Source organism: Citrobacter sp. S46_ASV_140 (assembly GCF_018919545.1).
Taxonomy (GTDB): Bacteria; Pseudomonadota; Gammaproteobacteria; order Enterobacterales; family Enterobacteriaceae; genus Citrobacter; species Citrobacter braakii.
The window spans coordinates 13,153-29,464 of the sequence record NZ_JAHLRC010000053.1 but is presented as its reverse complement, the minus strand read 5'-3'; the positions used below and the strand labels follow the sequence as shown (position 1 = coordinate 29,464).

17 protein-coding genes are annotated in these 16,312 nt (G+C 53.9%); 5 read left to right on the top strand and 12 right to left on the bottom strand.

Annotated elements, in window-relative coordinates; all coding sequences use genetic code 11:
* Window positions 1-544 (bottom strand): acyltransferase family protein (locus KQJ19_RS14480; RefSeq protein WP_216403795.1); only part of this gene is annotated, 544 nt, incomplete at its 3' end.
* 173 nt (window positions 545-717) lie between these two features.
* Here KQJ19_RS14480 and KQJ19_RS14475 point away from each other — a divergent pair.
* The 3 genes from KQJ19_RS14475 (at window position 718) to glyS (ending at window position 4,112) form a co-directional block, all read left to right on the top strand.
* Complete coding sequence (locus KQJ19_RS14475) at window positions 718-1,026, top strand: YsaB family lipoprotein (RefSeq protein WP_200049438.1); 309 nt, start codon at window positions 718-720, stop codon at window positions 1,024-1,026.
* Between the two features lie 95 nt (window positions 1,027-1,121).
* Entirely contained in the window at window positions 1,122-2,033 is a 912-nt protein-coding gene (glyQ, locus tag KQJ19_RS14470) for a glycine--tRNA ligase subunit alpha (RefSeq protein WP_001168551.1), read from the top strand.
* Between the two features lie 9 nt (window positions 2,034-2,042).
* The gene (gene glyS / locus KQJ19_RS14465; RefSeq protein WP_016157728.1) at window positions 2,043-4,112 is read left to right on the top strand and encodes a glycine--tRNA ligase subunit beta; all 2,070 of its coding nucleotides are present in this window, start codon (window positions 2,043-2,045) and stop codon (window positions 4,110-4,112) included.
* 64 nt (window positions 4,113-4,176) lie between these two features.
* On the opposite strand, the gene cueP is transcribed toward glyS, so the two are convergent.
* From cueP to KQJ19_RS14450, 3 genes are all read right to left on the bottom strand, one after another.
* Window positions 4,177-4,716 (bottom strand): copper-binding periplasmic metallochaperone CueP, encoded by a 540-nt coding sequence (gene cueP / locus KQJ19_RS14460; RefSeq protein WP_046275781.1) that lies wholly within the window; start codon window positions 4,714-4,716, stop codon window positions 4,177-4,179.
* A 187-nt stretch (window positions 4,717-4,903) separates the two neighbouring features.
* On the bottom strand, window positions 4,904-5,116 hold the full coding sequence (cspA, locus tag KQJ19_RS14455) for an RNA chaperone/antiterminator CspA (RefSeq protein ID WP_000014594.1): 213 nt from the start codon (window positions 5,114-5,116) through the stop codon (window positions 4,904-4,906).
* 279 nt (window positions 5,117-5,395) lie between these two features.
* Window positions 5,396-5,686, bottom strand: coding sequence for an HTH-type transcriptional regulator (locus KQJ19_RS14450; RefSeq protein ID WP_016157726.1), 291 nt, complete (start codon window positions 5,684-5,686; stop codon window positions 5,396-5,398).
* A gap of 380 nt (window positions 5,687-6,066) precedes the next feature.
* On the opposite strand from KQJ19_RS14450, the gene KQJ19_RS14445 reads away from it, so the two are divergent.
* Entirely contained in the window at window positions 6,067-6,777 is a 711-nt protein-coding gene (locus tag KQJ19_RS14445) for a DUF3053 domain-containing protein (protein WP_016154915.1), read from the top strand.
* Window positions 6,778-6,835: 58 nt separating this feature from the next.
* Here the strand turns inward: KQJ19_RS14445 and ghrB are convergent, their stop codons facing one another.
* The 6 genes from ghrB to KQJ19_RS14415 all read right to left on the bottom strand — a co-directional run bounded on the left by ghrB (window position 6,836) and on the right by KQJ19_RS14415 (window position 12,755).
* Window positions 6,836-7,810 (bottom strand): glyoxylate/hydroxypyruvate reductase GhrB, encoded by a 975-nt coding sequence (ghrB, locus tag KQJ19_RS14440; RefSeq protein ID WP_016154914.1) that lies wholly within the window; start codon window positions 7,808-7,810, stop codon window positions 6,836-6,838.
* A gap of 22 nt (window positions 7,811-7,832) precedes the next feature.
* The gene (locus KQJ19_RS14435; RefSeq protein ID WP_003827389.1) at window positions 7,833-9,113 is read right to left on the bottom strand and encodes an MFS transporter; all 1,281 of its coding nucleotides are present in this window, start codon (window positions 9,111-9,113) and stop codon (window positions 7,833-7,835) included.
* A gap of 70 nt (window positions 9,114-9,183) precedes the next feature.
* On the bottom strand, window positions 9,184-10,122 hold the full coding sequence (locus KQJ19_RS14430) for a sugar kinase (protein ID WP_047501339.1): 939 nt from the start codon (window positions 10,120-10,122) through the stop codon (window positions 9,184-9,186).
* A 3-nt stretch (window positions 10,123-10,125) separates the two neighbouring features.
* Window positions 10,126-10,875 carry a hypothetical protein gene (locus KQJ19_RS14425; RefSeq protein WP_016154912.1) on the bottom strand — a complete coding sequence of 250 codons (750 nt, stop codon included), beginning with the start codon at window positions 10,873-10,875 and terminating at the stop codon, window positions 10,126-10,128.
* Window positions 10,876-10,974: 99 nt separating this feature from the next.
* Entirely contained in the window at window positions 10,975-11,991 is a 1,017-nt protein-coding gene (locus tag KQJ19_RS14420; protein WP_005133828.1) for a LacI family DNA-binding transcriptional regulator, read from the bottom strand.
* A gap of 101 nt (window positions 11,992-12,092) precedes the next feature.
* On the bottom strand, window positions 12,093-12,755 hold the full coding sequence (locus KQJ19_RS14415; RefSeq protein WP_016157720.1) for an OmpA family lipoprotein: 663 nt from the start codon (window positions 12,753-12,755) through the stop codon (window positions 12,093-12,095).
* Between the two features lie 159 nt (window positions 12,756-12,914).
* On the opposite strand from KQJ19_RS14415, the gene KQJ19_RS14410 reads away from it, so the two are divergent.
* Complete coding sequence (locus KQJ19_RS14410) at window positions 12,915-15,248, top strand: molybdopterin guanine dinucleotide-containing S/N-oxide reductase (protein ID WP_216403794.1); 2,334 nt, start codon at window positions 12,915-12,917, stop codon at window positions 15,246-15,248.
* On the opposite strand, the gene KQJ19_RS14405 is transcribed toward KQJ19_RS14410, so the two are convergent.
* Both KQJ19_RS14405 and tag read right to left on the bottom strand, forming a co-directional pair.
* Window positions 15,217-15,657 carry an N-acetyltransferase gene (locus tag KQJ19_RS14405; protein WP_016157718.1) on the bottom strand — a complete coding sequence of 147 codons (441 nt, stop codon included), beginning with the start codon at window positions 15,655-15,657 and terminating at the stop codon, window positions 15,217-15,219. The two genes, KQJ19_RS14410 and KQJ19_RS14405, sit on opposite strands and share 32 nt — an antisense overlap.
* Window positions 15,647-16,216 (bottom strand): DNA-3-methyladenine glycosylase I, encoded by a 570-nt coding sequence (gene tag / locus KQJ19_RS14400; RefSeq protein WP_103766982.1) that lies wholly within the window; start codon window positions 16,214-16,216, stop codon window positions 15,647-15,649. Before tag ends, KQJ19_RS14405 begins: the two co-directional genes overlap by 11 nt.
* Window positions 16,217-16,312 lie beyond the last annotated feature (96 nt).

Below are 16,312 nucleotides of genomic sequence, written 5' to 3'. Positions count from 1 at the left end.
AGAACGTGTCGCCACTGATGTACAGGTTGATGGGAAGCCACTCAAAACCGCCAATTTTTTGTGAGACGGTATTGGGATTGGCAATCACCCCAATCACCACCATAAGCGCCAGCAGCATCTTGCCGCTGATATTTTTTACCTGTATCAGCGGGGAAACCAGGTAGATTACGGCGATCGCGAAGAAAAACCACAGGTGATAGAACACCGGCTTTTGCAGCAGGTTTTTCAGCGACAGCTCAGCGTTGATCGAGGTAAACAGCAGGATGTAGGCCAGCGCCACGCTGCTGTAAAACAGGATGCAGAGCGCAATGCGCATGAAATGGCGCGGTTTGGCGCTGCGCTCGCCAAAAAACAGATAGCCCGAAATCATAAAGAACAACGGGACGCTGACGCGAGAGGCTGAATTGAGCACATTGGCCAGATCCCAATTCAACGGGCTGACGCTTTGCGCATTGGTGATGTACCAGGTCGTGGTGTGGATCATCACAACCATGAGACAGGCTATCCCGCGCAGGTTATCAATCCAGAATATTTTGGGCTGCATCAGTTCCTCTGTATTCATTAAAAAAAGTCTGACCGAAATTTTGCGAGCGTAGCTCACTGGAAAAATCCGAGTTCTTACGCTAAAGCTTGAGATGGTCTGATGAGATTCTCAAAATAGCATCCGTTTCCAGACACTTAATAATAAGACTGACCAGCAAACCAGGCGCTAATAAAATGATGATGAAGTATTTCTTTTCCGCGATCGTTACCCTTTTACTGGTTGCGTGCGCCGACACCCAGCCGCCTGCACCCGCGCAGAAGGCGCAAAAGATCAAAGTCAGTGCAACACGTTCGCTGGATATGGAGTCACTGTGTAAAAATGAGGCGGCACAAATCTACAACACTGGTGTGCAGAAAATTGATATCTCCGATCTGGAACAATTTCAGGGCAGCTATGAGATGCGTGGTTCTACCTTCCGTAAAGAGAGTTTTGTCTGCTCTTTTGATGCAGACGGGCAGTTTTTACACCTTTCCATGCGCTAAGTTCCCCCTTTTTCCCGTTTCGTACTGTATATCTTGCAGCCAGCGGGTATACTGACCGCTTCCTTTAAATCCACACGTATCCAGCACGAAATAATATGCAAAAGTTTGATACCAGGACCTTCCAGGGCTTGATCCTGACCTTACAGGATTACTGGGCTCGCCAGGGCTGCACCATCGTTCAACCATTGGACATGGAAGTCGGCGCGGGGACATCTCACCCAATGACCTGCCTGCGGGCGCTGGGGCCGGAACCGATGGCGACTGCTTATGTGCAGCCTTCTCGTCGTCCGACCGACGGCCGCTATGGCGAAAACCCGAACCGCTTACAGCACTACTATCAGTTCCAGGTAGTGATTAAGCCGTCTCCGGACAACATTCAGGAGCTGTACCTGGGTTCTCTGAAAGAGCTGGGTATGGACCCGACCATTCACGATATCCGTTTCGTGGAAGATAACTGGGAAAACCCGACGCTGGGTGCCTGGGGGCTGGGTTGGGAAGTGTGGCTGAACGGCATGGAAGTCACGCAGTTCACCTACTTCCAGCAGGTTGGTGGTCTGGAATGTAAACCAGTGACCGGGGAAATTACCTACGGTCTGGAACGTCTGGCCATGTACATTCAGGGCGTAGACAGCGTTTACGACCTGGTCTGGAGCGACGGCCCGCTGGGTAAAACCACTTACGGCGACGTGTTCCATCAGAACGAAGTGGAGCAATCCACCTACAACTTCGAATACGCCGACGTGGACTTCCTGTTCACCTGCTTCGAGCAGTACGAGAAAGAAGCGCAGCAGTTGCTGGCGCTGGAAAATCCGCTGCCGCTGCCTGCGTATGAACGTATTCTGAAAGCCGCCCATAGCTTCAACCTGCTGGATGCGCGTAAAGCCATCTCCGTCACCGAGCGTCAGCGCTATATCCTGCGTATTCGCACCCTGACCAAAGCAGTGGCAGAAGCTTACTACGCTTCCCGTGAAGCCCTTGGCTTCCCGATGTGCAACAAAGACAAATAAGAGGCGGCCATGTCTGAGAAAACTTTTCTGGTGGAAATCGGCACTGAAGAGCTGCCACCAAAAGCACTGCGCAGCCTGGCTGAGTCCTTTGCTGCGAACTTTACCGCGGAGCTGGATAATGCTGGCATCGCGCACGGCAACGTGGAGTGGTTCGCCGCGCCGCGTCGTCTGGCGTTGAAAGTCGCTGCCCTGGCTGAAGCACAACCCGACCGTGAAGTAGAAAAACGCGGCCCGGCTATCGCCCAGGCGTTTGACGCCGAAGGTAAACCGAGCAAAGCGGCCGAAGGTTGGGCGCGTGGCTGTGGCATCACGGTTGATCAGGCTGAGCGTCTGACCACCGACAAAGGCGAGTGGCTGCTGTATCGCGCGCATGTGAAAGGCGAAAGCGCTGAAGCGTTGCTGCCGAATATGATCGCCACCTCACTGGCGAAGCTGCCGATCCCGAAACTGATGCGCTGGGGCGCGTCTGACGTTCACTTCGTGCGTCCGGTTCACACCGTGACGTTGCTGCTGGGCGATAAAGTTATTCCGGCAACTATTCTGGGTATTCAGTCCGATCGCGTGATCCGCGGGCATCGCTTTATGGGCGAGCCGGAGTTCACCATCGATAATGCCGATCAGTACCCAGAAATTCTGCGTGAGCGCGGCAAAGTGATTGCGGATTACGCTGAGCGTAAAGCCAAAATCAAAGCCGATGCCGAAGACGCGGCGCGTAAAATTGGCGGCAACGCCGATCTGAGTGAAAGCCTGCTGGAAGAAGTCACCTCGCTGGTGGAATGGCCGGTCGTGCTGACCGCGAAGTTCGAAGAAAAATTCCTCGCTGTTCCGTCCGAAGCGCTGGTACACACCATGAAAGGTGACCAGAAGTACTTCCCGGTATACGCGAACGACGGCAAACTGCTGCCGAATTTTATCTTCGTTGCCAACATCGAATCCAAAGACCCGCAGCAAATCATCTCTGGTAACGAGAAGGTGGTTCGTCCGCGTCTGGCGGATGCCGAATTCTTCTTCAATACTGACCGTAAAAAACGTCTGGAAGACCATCTGCCGCGTCTGCAAACCGTGCTGTTCCAACAGCAACTGGGTACGCTGCGCGACAAGACTGACCGTATCCAGGCGCTGGCGGGCTGGATTGCTGGTCAGATTGGCGCTGACGTTAACCACGCAACGCGTGCTGGCCTGCTGTCCAAGTGTGACCTGATGACCAACATGGTCTTCGAGTTCACCGATACTCAGGGCGTGATGGGCATGCACTACGCGCGTCACGATGGTGAAGCGGAAGATGTCGCTGTGGCGCTGAACGAGCAGTATCAGCCGCGTTTTGCCGGTGATGACCTGCCGTCTAACCCGGTTGCCTGTGCCGTGGCGATTGCCGATAAGATGGACACCCTGGCGGGTATCTTCGGTATCGGTCAGCATCCAAAAGGCGACAAAGACCCGTTTGCGCTGCGTCGTGCCGCGCTGGGCGTACTGCGTATCATCGTTGAGAAGAACCTGAATCTGGATCTACAAACGTTGACCGAAGAAGCGGTTCGTCTGTATGGCGACAAGCTGACTAACGCCAACGTGGTGGATGATGTGATCGACTTTATGCTTGGTCGCTTCCGCGCCTGGTATCAGGATGAAGGTTACACCGTCGATACCATTCAGGCAGTACTGGCGCGTCGTCCGACTCGTCCGGCTGATTTCGACGCACGTATGAAGGCGGTTTCGCACTTCCGTACGCTGGAGGCCGCGTCCGCGCTGGCTGCAGCGAACAAGCGTGTATCGAACATCCTGGCGAAGTCTGAAGAGACGCTGAATGACCGCGTAAATTCGGCAACGCTGAAAGAGCCGGAAGAAATTGCGCTGGCGCTGCAGGTTGTGGTGCTGCGCGATAAGCTGGAGCCTGTCTTTGCAGCTGGTCGTTACCAGGAGGCGCTGGTTGAGTTGGCGGAACTGCGTGAACCGGTTGATGCGTTCTTCGAGAAAGTGATGGTCAACGTGGAAGATAAAGATCTGCGTATTAACCGTCTGTCTATGCTCGCAAAACTGCGCGAACTGTTCCTGCGCGTAGCGGATATTTCTCTGCTGCAGTAACGCTCCTGAACTGACTTAGAAAAAGCCGGATAAGCATTGTGCCATCCGGCTTTTTTGTATGTAGTTAGCGCAGTTGTAATTTTGTCAGACAGGTCTGGCTGTCTTCCATCGTCTTGATGGGATACTCCGCTGTTTTACCGTTGTAACTTACCGCGATTGTGCCTGCCATATTGCGCGGTAGCCATACCCCGACGAAGCCATTTCGACCACTCTTCATCACTTTTTGTACCACCACCTCACCCTTGTTATCCGTCACTTTGACATTGAATGCCTTCTCCGGCATTTCGCCCTGGCAGCCAGAAAGGCTGTGGTTGAAGCAAGGATGTGTTTGCCATTCATAGGGGGCAAATGACAGATAGAACTTGTCACCGAGCGGTAGGGTATAAATCTGATCGCCCGAAGAGAGCTTCAGTTCGGTACTGGTGATTGATGCTGAGTACGGCAGCGGGCGGTTCTGTGGCGACTGGTCAATGGTCTCGACGATTTGCTCGACGGATTTACCGCTGAGCCCGTGTTCCGCCAGAAAAGCAGCTTCCGGAGTTGCTGCGAACGCGCTACCGGTTGTGAGCAAACCTAAAACCAGCAGCAGTGAGGATTTCGACATAGCTTCAATTCCTTGTGAATATTGTGGAATACAGACTGGCTCACTATAAAGCTTGCCCTTAGGGAAAGGTCAAAGGGAGGACGGGTAAAGTAATGCAAAGAAGCGTTTGGGCGGGGAGTCTTGCGAAGTACAGATAAAAAAAATCCCAGCCGTTTGGCAGGGATTCAGAATTTTGAGCTTTTTAAGCTTACAGGCTGGTTACGTTGCCAGCTGCCGGGCCTTTAGCGCCGCTTTCGATGGTGAAGGAAACTTTCTGACCTTCGTCCAGAGATTTGTAGCCATCGTTCTGGATAGCAGAGAAGTGTACGAACACGTCTTTAGAGCCATCGTCAGGAGTGATGAAGCCGAAACCTTTGTCAGCGTTGAACCATTTTACGATACCAGTCATTTTACCGGACATAGTGTATTACCTTTTAAAAAATAAGTGTGCCTTTCGGCGATATGGCGTGCTTTACAGATTTTTTAACAGTAAAGGAAATGCTCACTACGAAGGGTATCAACGATAACTCTTGAAGGGACTTGCCTTACTAACTGCTGTAATGGTCTGTACGTCAAACCGTTGAGGGCATTAACTCATTTTACGCATGTGGATGCAACTACTATTTTCTTTTTTGTGGATAACCCCCTTAAGGGAACGGCCCTTTTACAGGACCGTTCATAAGTAAAATTAAAAAATAGTTCAATCCATCAGTTGCTTACTTAATCTTGGGTCTGCCTGAATCAGGCGCATTAACTTCAATTCGGTATTGGAAGGCTTTACGCGTTTAGACTCCCATTCATGAACCGTCGCGACCGTCACGCCCATCACTCGGGCAAAATCATCTGTTTTTAAACCTGTCCCTCGTCGTAGCTGTTCAAATTCGGTGAAAGGGTTGGTTTTTTGCGTCAGAGTAACCGTCTGCGATACATCTTTAAAAACAATCTGCTCCAGACTGCTCAGCAGTTCAAACATAGGATCTTTGTATTCCATTGAGAACTCCTACAAATCACACAGCGGGATCGTGAATTTCATCGAAGCTCATTAAGAGTAGTCGGAAAAAATGAAGCCGGATTTTAGGTTTGTGTGATGGATTCGTTTCAGCGGATCGGGGTCGACAATCTTTTGCAGGCTAACGAACTGATAAAGGTCGTGATCTGCGAACGATCGATCCCGATTGTAAAGATGACTAAAATATGACGTCGTGTGGTAAATGGCGCATTGTTTAGCAAAACGATGGGTGGCGGGAGCGGTTATTTTCCCCCACAAGATTACGCGGAAAGGGTATCTTGCGGGGCTGACCTGGACTATCCTTGTCAACGTCAGGCACGCGGGTGTCGTTGTGCGCATTTTTGGGTGAAAGGAGTATTAAAATGGCGACAGGTAAGTCCTGCTCTCGCTGGTTTGCGCCTGTTTTGGCGCTCTTAATGGTAGTTGGCCTGAGTGGGTGTTTTGATAAAGAAGGCGATCAACGCAAAGCGTTTATCGATTTTCTGCAGAATACTGCAATGCGTAGCGGAGAGCGTTTACCAACGCTGACCGCCGATCAGAAAAAACAGTTTGGCCCGTTTGTGTCCGATTACGCGATTCTGTATGGCTATTCGCAGCAGGTTAATCAGGCAATGGACTCCGGTCTGCGCCCGGTGGTTGATAGCGTAAATGCGATTCGTGTTCCTCAGGATTATGTGACTCAGCGTGAACCGCTGCGTCAGGCAAATGGTGCGTTGGGCGTATTAGGGCAACAGTTGCAGAATGCGAAACTGCAGGCAGATGCTGCGCATGGCGCGCTGAAGCAGGGCGAGGATCTGAAGCCGGTCTTTGACCAGGTCTACAATAAAGTCGTCACTGTACCTTCAGAGGCGCTACAGCCGCTGATCCCTGCCGCGCAAATCTTCACGCAGCAGTTAGTGCAGGTCGGTGATTTTGTGGCACAGCAGGATACGCAGGTGAGCTTTGTCGCTAACGGTATCCAGTTCCCAACTTCACAGCAGGCAAGTCAGTACAACACGCTGATTGGCCCGTTGGCCTCTCAGCATCAGGCATTTAATCAGGCCTGGACTGCTGCGGTGAATGCCGCTCAGTAATGAAGGCGCTGTAATACATAAAAGGCCGGGTAAGCGTAAGCGCTACCCGGCCTTTTGTTTATGGCGCGACCTGCGGGTTCACGCAATTCTTCTCAACGCGTCCTTGCAGCGCATCGATTAAGTTATCCACCGCACAGGCCGCCATGTTATAGCGCGTTTCATGCGTCGCTGAACCTATGTGCGGTACGGCTACCACGTTTGGCAACGCTAATAACGGTGAGTCTGCCGGTAATGGCTCCTGCTCAAACACATCCAGGCCTGCGGCATGAATTTCCCCGCTTTGCAGGGCGGCAATCAGCGCTTTTTCATCGACCACCGGCCCACGCCCGGCGTTAATGAAAATGGCGGAGGACTTCATTTTGGCAAACTGTTCTGTACTAAACAGATGATGCGTTTCTGCGGTTAACGGCAGGATCAGGCAGACAAAATCGGACTCCTGCAACAGCGTATCGAGGTCGCAGTAACGCGCGTTGAAGCGTTCTTCCGCCTCCTGGTGATGACGGCGCGCGTTATAAAGAATCGGCATGCTAAAACCAAAATGCGCGCGTTGCGCCAGCGCCAGACCAATACGGCCCATGCCGACAATCCCCAGCGTTTTGTGGTGTACATCCGTACCAAACCAGTCCGGCCCGATACTTTTGGTCCATTCGCCAATTTTCACCCGTTCAGCAACTTCTACTACGCGGCGAGCGGTGCTTAACACCAGCGCCATTACCGTATCGGCGACAGTTTCCGTCAGCACGGTTGGTGTGTGCATCAACAGCACCTTGCGCGCGTTGAGGGCATCGACGTCGAAGTTGTCATAACCTACGGAAATCGTGGATGTCGCACGAAGCCTGGGCATTCTCTCCAGTAGGGCGGTATTGACGGCTTCACTGGAACCCAGCAGACCTTCCGCGTTGGCAAAAGCCTCGGCGTGCTGTGCGACCGTTTCCGGGCGCAGGTTAGGCACATGAGTCACAGTAAAATGCTCTTCCAGGCGATGCAGTAAATCGTCAGGTAACGCTTTATAGAGAATAATGGACGGCTTCATGCGAATCTCCGTAAGTTAAAATTTAAGCGTGGCGTGCGCCAATAGGTAATTGCTGATTATTAGCAGGCTTAACAATTAAAGTTAGCCATACTGAGACAAAAAGCGCCACCCCCATAAAAATGTACGAGGCGGATGGGCTGCCGGTTGCGCCATTGAGGTAGCCGACAAACCATGAACCAAAGAATGAGCCTAGCGCGCCCATGCTGTTAATCAGCGCCATTGCACCCCCGGCGACGTTGCGCGGCAGCATTTCCGGGATGATGGCGAAGAAAGGGCCATATGGGGCGTACATTGCCGCACCCGCAATAACTAACAGCGTGTAAGAAATCCAGAAGTGGTCTGCACCCACGGCCCAGGAGCCGATAAAAGCGAAAGCGGCTATCAATAACAGCGGCCAGACAAACAGTTTACGGTTTTGCAGCTTATCGGAGGCCCAGGAGACGAGGATCATCGCCGCCGTCGCCGCCAGATAAGGTACAGATGACAGCCAGCCAACCTCTACCATGCCCAGATTTGCGCCGCCGTTGCGGATAATCGACGGTAGCCACAGGACAAAACCATAGACGCCAATACTCCAGGCGAAATACTGCATGCACAGCAGGATGACGTTACGTGAGCGGAAGGCCTCGCTATAGTTACGCACGGCTTTGATGCCTTGCTGCTCTTTTTCCAGTTGCGCCTGAAGGGCGGCTTTTTCAGATTCTGACAGCCAGCCGACCTGAGACGGTTTGTCTTTTACCAATACCCACCAGCAGAACGCCCAGATGATGGCCGGGAAGCCCTCGATGATAAACATTTCCCGCCAGCCCAGCGCCTGAATCAGATAACCGGAAACCACAGACATCCACAGGACGGTAACCGGGTTACCGAGGATCAGGAAAGTGTTAGCGCGCGAGCGCTCGGATTTCGTAAACCAGTTGCTGATATAAATCAGCATTGCGGGCATCACCGCGGCTTCAACGACGCCAAGAATAAAGCGGATGGCGGCAAGCATTGGAATATTGCTGACCATACCGGTTAACGACGCGCATGCGCCCCAGAGGATCAGACAGACAAAAATCAGTTTTCGTACGCTGCGCCGTTCTGCGTAAATCGCGCCTGGGATCTGAAAGAAGAAATAGCCGAGGAAAAACAGAGCGCCCAGCAGGGAAGAGATCCCTTTGGTAATGCCGAGGTCCTCGTTGATACCGGCGGCGGAGGCGAAGCTGAAGTTCGCACGGTCAAGGTACGCCAGGCTATACGTGATAAACACGATTGGCATAATGTACCACCAGCGTTTTGCTGCATTAGTTGAGCTATTCATAGACTGCCCTCTGGTTATGCTGATACGCCGCCTCTGTATGTAGGGTACAGAGACAGAGTTGGCCGGGAGTTTATTCCCCTAATTGTTCACGTGTGGGTAATCCTTCGCTGTCGCCCTGAACCTGAATGGCCAGTGCGCCGATTTTATTGCCGCGGGTCACCGCCTGATGCAGCGAACGGCCTTCCAGCAGGGCGCTGATAACGCCCACGGCAAAGCCATCGCCTGCGCCGACCGTATCGACCACGTTGTCGACTTTTACCGGTGCAACGCAACCTTGTTCACCGCTGGCTGTTTTGTACCAGGCGCCATCAGCCCCGGTTTTGATGATCACGGCCTTCACTCCGTGACGCAGATAAAAGTCGGCGATGGCTTCAGGCGTCTGTTGGCCGGTTAAAATCATCCCCTCTTTTAATCCAGGTAAAACCCAGTCAGCCTGGAATGCCAGCCGGTTCAGTTTTTCCACCATTTCGGCTTCGCTTTTCCACAGTACCGGACGCAAATTTGGGTCGAACGAGATGGTCTTCCCCTGGGCTTTCAGTGTGCGGGCGGTGTGCGCCAGTAGTTCATAGGAGCTGGCAGAAAGCGCTGCCGCCACGCCGCTCAGGTGCAAGTGGCGCGCGCTGGCGAAATAGTCCTCGTGATAATCCTCAACGCTGAGGTGGCTGGCGGCGGACCCTTTGCGGAAATACTCCACAATGGGATCGGTTCCATTTTCGACCTTAGATTTAAGCTGAAAGCCGGTAGCGTAACGCCCATCCAGGGTAACTCCCTGCGCATCTATCCCTTCTTTTTCCAGCGACTTAATGATAAAACGACCAAAACTGTCGTTGCCTACGCGGCTCACCCAGCCGACCTTCAGGCCCAGACGAGCAAGACCGGTCGCCACGTTGAGTTCAGCGCCTGCAACGCGCTTGATAAACTGCTCTACATCCGTGAGTTCGCCGGTTTGCGTGGCGACAAACATCGCCATCGCTTCACCAATAGTGACCGCATCCAGTGAATTTTTCATGTGTTACTCCTCGCGTAACAGCTCGACGTAGTGGCGGGTAACCGCCGTCAAATCCTGCCCTTCCAGGGGGAACTCAATACCGCGCGGAACATCGTTGGGCAGCGTTTTTAACAGCGCCAGCCAGCGTGAATCTGCTTCATCAGGCGGTACGGCTCGGTAGCTATCGCGATGCGTAACTGCGGCTTTGACATGGATATATCCGACGGTTGGCGCCAGGTTCTGCGCGGCCTGTTCCGGGGAGTCGCCAACCCACAGCCAGTTGCCCATATCGAAAGTCAGAGATATCGGCAGGTTTTGCGTCTGACAGGCTTCATTAAAACGTTGCATCGGCTGCAGGCGTCCGCAGGCGGTCTGATCGTTTTCCACAACCAGCTCCATGCCGCTGTTGTCCAGCCATTCACGTAAATCGTCGAACTGTTCGGTATGGGAAAAATGACCGAGAGAGACTTTTAACCACAGCGCCTGTAGGGCCTGCGCTTCTTCGAGGAGCTGCGGAAGTCGGGGATTCAGGTTCCCATCCTCAAGGAATAACGGTTCAGGCGCTGAATAACAGGCCAGCAGGCCGAAGAGTTCGATTGCAGAGGCCATTGTGGACAGCGTTTTCAGCTCGGCGTCGGTTAATAACTCGCGGCGGATTTCGACGCCGTCAGCACCGGCTTCGGCAATGATGGGCAACATTGCCGTTTGCCCGCCTGCTGCCCGCACCTGGTCGTAGCCGTAGGCGGCGGTAACCACCATAATTTTTCTTTTCATGGAAACTCCAGACTAGCATTCTTGTTATAACGCTAGATGGAACCGGTTCCAAAGAAAAGCTCATGATGTCGAATTTATGATCACCATCACGAAGGAAATTTAACGGGCGGTTGAGCCGCGCACGATCAGCTCGCCGGAGAATACCTGTTCCTGAATGGCAGCAGAGCCGCCATCAATTCGGCGTACAACCTGCTCAACGGCGGTGTAGCCAATCTGCCATGTGGGTTGTTTCAACGTGGTGATACCGACGCCCGCCAGCTCCGCCCATTCCAGTTCGTCAAAACCGAGCAGGCCGATATCGCTGCCCCAGTTAAGGCCAATGCGCTTCAGGGCGCGGGCAACCTGCAGCGTGAGAGCGCCGTTTGCAGAGATAACGGCTTTGCGCATCCCCCGATGCTGCTGGTGAAACTGGCGCAGCGTGTCATCCAGTTGCGTATTGTCCGTTAGCGGGACTTCGGCATTTTGCGCGATAACGCCGGGGTACTGTGCGAGCGTGGCGCGAAAAGCGCTCAGGCGTTCGCGGCGGGTATTCACCATGCCCAGCGGTTCGCTGAGGAACAGGATGGCTTCAAAACCTTGCTCGACCAGATGTTCAGTGGCAACCGTTGCCGCCTGGGTGTTATCCAGCCCGACCATATCACAGGCAAAATCGGGGATTTTACGGTCAATCAGTACCATCGGTAGCGCAGACTGTTGCAGGCGGTTCAGCCCCTCTTCGCGCATTCCAACGGCGTTGACCACAATCCCTTCGACCTGGTAGCTGCGCAGCAGGTCGAGATAATGCAGCTCCTGATCCACTTCGTTGTTGGTGTTACACACCAGCGGGGTAAAGCCCTTATCGCGACAGGCGGCTTCAATACCGCTTAACACGTTGACGGAGTAGGGATTAGTAATATCGGCGATGATCAGACCAATCAGACGGGTACGACCGTGTTTCAGGCCTCTTGCCATCAGGCTGGGACGGTAGTCGAGATCGGCAATGGCTTGTTCAATGCGGGCCAGTAGCGCGTCGGAAAGCAGGTGCTTTTCACCGTTGAGGTAGCGTGAAATGCTGGTCTTGCCGGTTTTTGCGGCTTTCGCCACATCGCTGATGGTTGCCCGTGTTGATTTGCTCATCGCTGATTTCCCTAAATTTGGTGACAACACCTTAACGCGAAAATCAACGATGGCAAGTGCTTCATGCCGGATAAGACGCTGCCATTATCCGGCACAAAACGTTACTGGAGCGGGCTTAAGGTGATCTCTACGCGGCGGTTTTGCGCTTTACCTTCCGCCGTGCTGTTGCTGGCGATCGGATTTGCCGGGCCCATACCCTGAGTGCGGATACGGTTAGCGGCGACGCCTTGAGTGATTAAGGCGCTGGCCACGGAGTCCGCGCGCTGCTGCGACAGGCGCATATTCAGATCCTGACTGCCGGTGCTGTCGGTGAAGCCGAGCACGTTGACGGCGGTTTTATTGTACTCTTTCAGTACCATTGCCACGCCGGTCAGGGTGTTGGCACCCGCAGGTTTCAGGTTGCTGCTGTTGCTGTCGAAGGTGACGTTATTTGGCATATTCAGGATGATGTTATCGCCACTGCGCGTCACGCTGACGCCCGTCCCTTGCATTTTGTCGCGCAGTTTTGCTTCCTGCACGTCCATGTAATAGCCGACACCGCCGCCAACGGCCGCGCCAGCCGCCGCACCAATCAGCGCGCCTTTGCCGCGATCTTTCTTCGAAGAAGAGAGTGCGCCAATACCCGCGCCGACCAGAGAGCCAATACCCGCGCCAATGCCGGATTTACCCGCTTCGCGTTCGCCGGTGTAAGGGTTTGTTGTGCAGCCAGAAACCGCCAGGGCGCCGCTCACGATGGCAGCAATAACAAAAACACGTTTCTTCATCTTAATTCCTTAATGACTTTTTCTTCTTTGCCACAGCGACCGTGGCGGTTGATTATGACGTGTGAACATGAAGAAAATTCCAGGGAAGACTCTGAAATTTGTAAGTAACATTGAACGGCATAATAAATAAGCCGTCACATCGCATTCAGGAGCGCCATCTTGGCTAATTCACCCGCACATTACTCGGTGTTAACCGCCGCCCACTGGGGACCTATTCTCGTCGAAACCGATGGCGAGACGGTTTTCTCCTCTCGCGGCGCGCTGCCCACCGCCCATCCCAACTCTTTGCAAACCGTGGTGCGCGACCAGGTACACAGTAAAACACGGGTACGTTTTCCCATGGTGCGTAAAGGCTTTCTCGCCTCGCCGGAGAATCCGCAGGGGGGGCGCGGGCAAGATGAATTTGTTCGTGTCAGTTGGGACGACGCGCTGAATCTTATCCATACGCAGCATAAACGCATCCGTGACAGCTACGGGCCGGCCTCGATTTTTGCCGGTTCCTACGGCTGGCGTTCCAACGGCGTGTTACACAAAGCCGCAACCCTGTTACAGCGTTATATGGCGCTGGCGGGTGGTTATACCGGGCATCTGGGGGATTACTCGACGGGCGCTGCGCAGGCCATCATGCCGTACGTGGTGGGCGGTAACGAAGTTTACCAGCAGCAGACCAGTTGGCCGGTGGTGCTGGAGAACAGTGAAGTGGTGGTGTTATGGAGCGCCAATCCGCTGAATACCCTGAAAATTGCCTGGAACGCCTCCGACGAGCAGGGCCTCGCTTACTTTGAGGCACTGCGTGGCAGCGGGAAGCGGTTGATCTGTATCGATCCGATGCGATCGGAAAGCGTCGATTTCTTTGGCGAGAAGATGGAATGGATCGCTCCGCATATGGGGACCGACGTGGCGCTGATGCTGGGTATCGCGCATACGCTGGTGGAAAACGGCTGGCACGACGCGGACTTTCTCACCCGGTGTACGACCGGATATGACCGTTTTGCCGACTATCTGCTGGGCAAATCTGACGATGTTGCAAAAACGGCAGAATGGGCCGCTGAAATTTGTGGTGTTCCGGCGGCGAAAATACGTGAACTTGCGGCTATATTTCACCAAAACACCACCATGCTGATGGCGGGGTGGGGTATGCAACGCCAGCAGTATGGCGAGCAGAAACACTGGATGATTGTCACGCTGGCTGCCATGCTCGGGCAAATCGGGACGCCTGGCGGCGGCTTTGGGCTGTCGTATCATTTTGCCAACGGCGGCAACCCAACGCGCCGTGCTGCGGTGCTGGCTTCAATGCAGGGCAGCGTTAAAAACGGCACCGACGCGGTGGATAAAATCCCGGTGGCGCGAATTGTTGAAGCGCTGGAGAACCCGGGTGGTTTTTATCAGCACAACGGTATGGACCGCCATTTCCCGGACATCCGTATGCTTTGGTGGGCAGGCGGCGCTAACTTCACCCATCATCAGGACACCAACCGTCTGATTCGCGCCTGGCAAAAACCGGAGCTGGTGGTTATCTCAGAGTGTTTCTGGACAGCCGCAGCGAAGCATGCCGATATCGTGCTGCCGGCGACGACGTCTTTTGAGCGTAATGATTTGACCATGACTGGCGATTACAGCAACCAGCATCTGGTGCCGATGAAGCAGGTTGTATCGCCGCAGGATGAAGCGCGAAATGATTTTGATGTCTTTGCCGAGCTGAGTGAACGCTGGGAGAAGGGCGGATATGAGCGATTTACTGAAGGCAAAAGCGAGCTGGAATGGCTGGAGACTTTTTACAACATTGCCGGGCAGCGTGGGGCTAGCCAGCAGGTGACGTTGCCGCCATTCACCGAGTTTTGGCAGCGGAATGCGCTGATCGAAATGCCGGAAAATGCCGCCAGCGCGCAGTTTATCCGTTTCGCGGATTTTCGCCGCAACCCACAGGCGCATCCGCTGAAAACGGACAGCGGTAAAATTGAAATCTACTCCGCGAGGATTGCCAGTTACGGTTACGCGGACTGTGCGGGGCATCCGATGTGGCTGGAGCCGGATGAGTGGTTCGGTAACGCCGAGCCGGGCCAGTTACAGCTGCTTTCCGCCCATCCGGCGCACCGTTTGCACAGTCAGCTAAATTACAGCGCGTTGCGCGAACAGTATGCGGTAGCGGATCGTGAGCCCGTCACGATTCATCCGCAGGATGCCAAAGCGCGCGGTATTGCGGATGGCGACACGGTCAGGGTGTGGAACCAGCGTGGGCACGTTCTGGCGGGAGCGGTCGTGACGACGGGAATTAAACCCGGTGTCATCTGTATTCATGAGGGCGCCTGGCCTGATTTGGATCTCGCCGCCAACGGTATTTGTAAAAATGGCGCCGTCAACGTGCTGACCAAAGATCTCCCCAGCTCGAAGCTGGGGAATGGCTGCGCGGGCAACACTGCGCTGGCGTGGCTCGAAAAATACAGCGGACCAACGTTGACGCTTACGGCGTTTGATCCGCCTGCCAACCCATAATCCACGTGGGATGGTGAGTCTCTTCCTGCCATGCGCCATCTTCAATGCGAAAACCCAGCGCATGGTAGAAGTTCACCGCTGATTGATTCTTCTGGTAGACCTCGAGGCTGAGTAACGAAAAGCGCTGCTGCACATGCTGCACCAGCGCTTTGCCGATCCCGCTTCTGATGGCGGCAGGCGCGACGAACAGCGCGCCGAGAAAACGGTCGTCAATGACGCTGGCAAAGCCTTTGAGCACCCCTTCTTCTTCCCATACCCAGGTTTGTGCGGCTGGCAGGTAAACATCCCGCACGATGGATTCACTTTCGCGCCAGTAGCGTTCTTCGATAAACGGATGGGCATGGATCGTGCTTTCCATCCACAGCGCCAGAATCGACGGTAGATCGTCAGCCTTTGATTCACGAATCATGTTGTTCTCCCGGGTAACAGATACAGCTGGTGACATGGTCGTTGACCAGGCCGCATGCCTGCATAAAGGAGTAACAGATGGTGGTGCCGACAAACTTAAATCCGCGTTTTTTTAACGCTTTAGACAGTGCATCTGACGCCGGTGTAGAGGTGGGGATATCGCTCAGGTTGGCGGCGCGGGTCAGTTGCGGTTGGTTATCAACAAACGACCAGACGAACTCGCTAAACGATTCTCCGTTTTGCGCCATGGTCAGAAAGGCGCGAGCGTTGCCTATAATGGCCTGAATTTTTCCTCGATGGCGAATAATGCCGGCATCCAGTACCAGTCTTTCCACATCTTCTTCGGTCATGGCCGCCACTTTTTCCGGGTCAAAATAGTGGAAGGCGTGGCGATAATTTTCCCGTTTCTTAAGCACGGTGATCCACGATAAACCGGCCTGTTGGCCTTCCAGACAGATCATTTCGAACAGCTTGTTGCCATCTGTTTCGGGGACGCCCCATTCCTTGTCGTGGTAGGCAATGTAAAGTGGGTCCTGGCTGACCCATCCGCAACGCTGCATATTCTTCCTCGCTGTTTTTACTGGCGTAAAAATTTCATTCGGCCCGCCTTGACGCGCCAGCTAAAAAGACAATATTTAATACAGGGCCTGATGGGC

Coding starts and splice junctions, on each gene's coding strand:
- ghrB (WP_016154914.1), bottom strand. CDS start 7,810: ATGAAGCCGTCCATTATTCTCTATAAAGCGTTACCTGACGATTTACTG.
- KQJ19_RS14425 (WP_016154912.1), bottom strand. CDS start 10,875: ATGAAAAGAAAAATTATGGTGGTTACCGCCGCCTACGGCTACGACCAG.
- tag (WP_103766982.1), bottom strand. CDS start 16,216: ATGCAGCGTTGCGGATGGGTCAGCCAGGACCCACTTTACATTGCCTAC.
- KQJ19_RS14405 (WP_016157718.1), bottom strand. CDS start 15,657: ATGATTCGTGAATCAAAGGCTGACGATCTACCGTCGATTCTGGCGCTG.
- KQJ19_RS14435 (WP_003827389.1), bottom strand. CDS start 9,113: ATGAATAGCTCAACTAATGCAGCAAAACGCTGGTGGTACATTATGCCA.
- KQJ19_RS14415 (WP_016157720.1), bottom strand. CDS start 12,755: ATGAAGAAACGTGTTTTTGTTATTGCTGCCATCGTGAGCGGCGCCCTG.
- cueP (WP_046275781.1), bottom strand. CDS start 4,716: ATGTCGAAATCCTCACTGCTGCTGGTTTTAGGTTTGCTCACAACCGGT.
- glyS (WP_016157728.1), top strand. CDS start 2,043: ATGTCTGAGAAAACTTTTCTGGTGGAAATCGGCACTGAAGAGCTGCCA.
- KQJ19_RS14475 (WP_200049438.1), top strand. CDS start 718: ATGATGATGAAGTATTTCTTTTCCGCGATCGTTACCCTTTTACTGGTT.
- KQJ19_RS14445 (WP_016154915.1), top strand. CDS start 6,067: ATGGCGACAGGTAAGTCCTGCTCTCGCTGGTTTGCGCCTGTTTTGGCG.
- KQJ19_RS14420 (WP_005133828.1), bottom strand. CDS start 11,991: ATGAGCAAATCAACACGGGCAACCATCAGCGATGTGGCGAAAGCCGCA.
- KQJ19_RS14430 (WP_047501339.1), bottom strand. CDS start 10,122: ATGAAAAATTCACTGGATGCGGTCACTATTGGTGAAGCGATGGCGATG.
- KQJ19_RS14450 (WP_016157726.1), bottom strand. CDS start 5,686: ATGGAATACAAAGATCCTATGTTTGAACTGCTGAGCAGTCTGGAGCAG.
- glyQ (WP_001168551.1), top strand. CDS start 1,122: ATGCAAAAGTTTGATACCAGGACCTTCCAGGGCTTGATCCTGACCTTA.
- cspA (WP_000014594.1), bottom strand. CDS start 5,116: ATGTCCGGTAAAATGACTGGTATCGTAAAATGGTTCAACGCTGACAAA.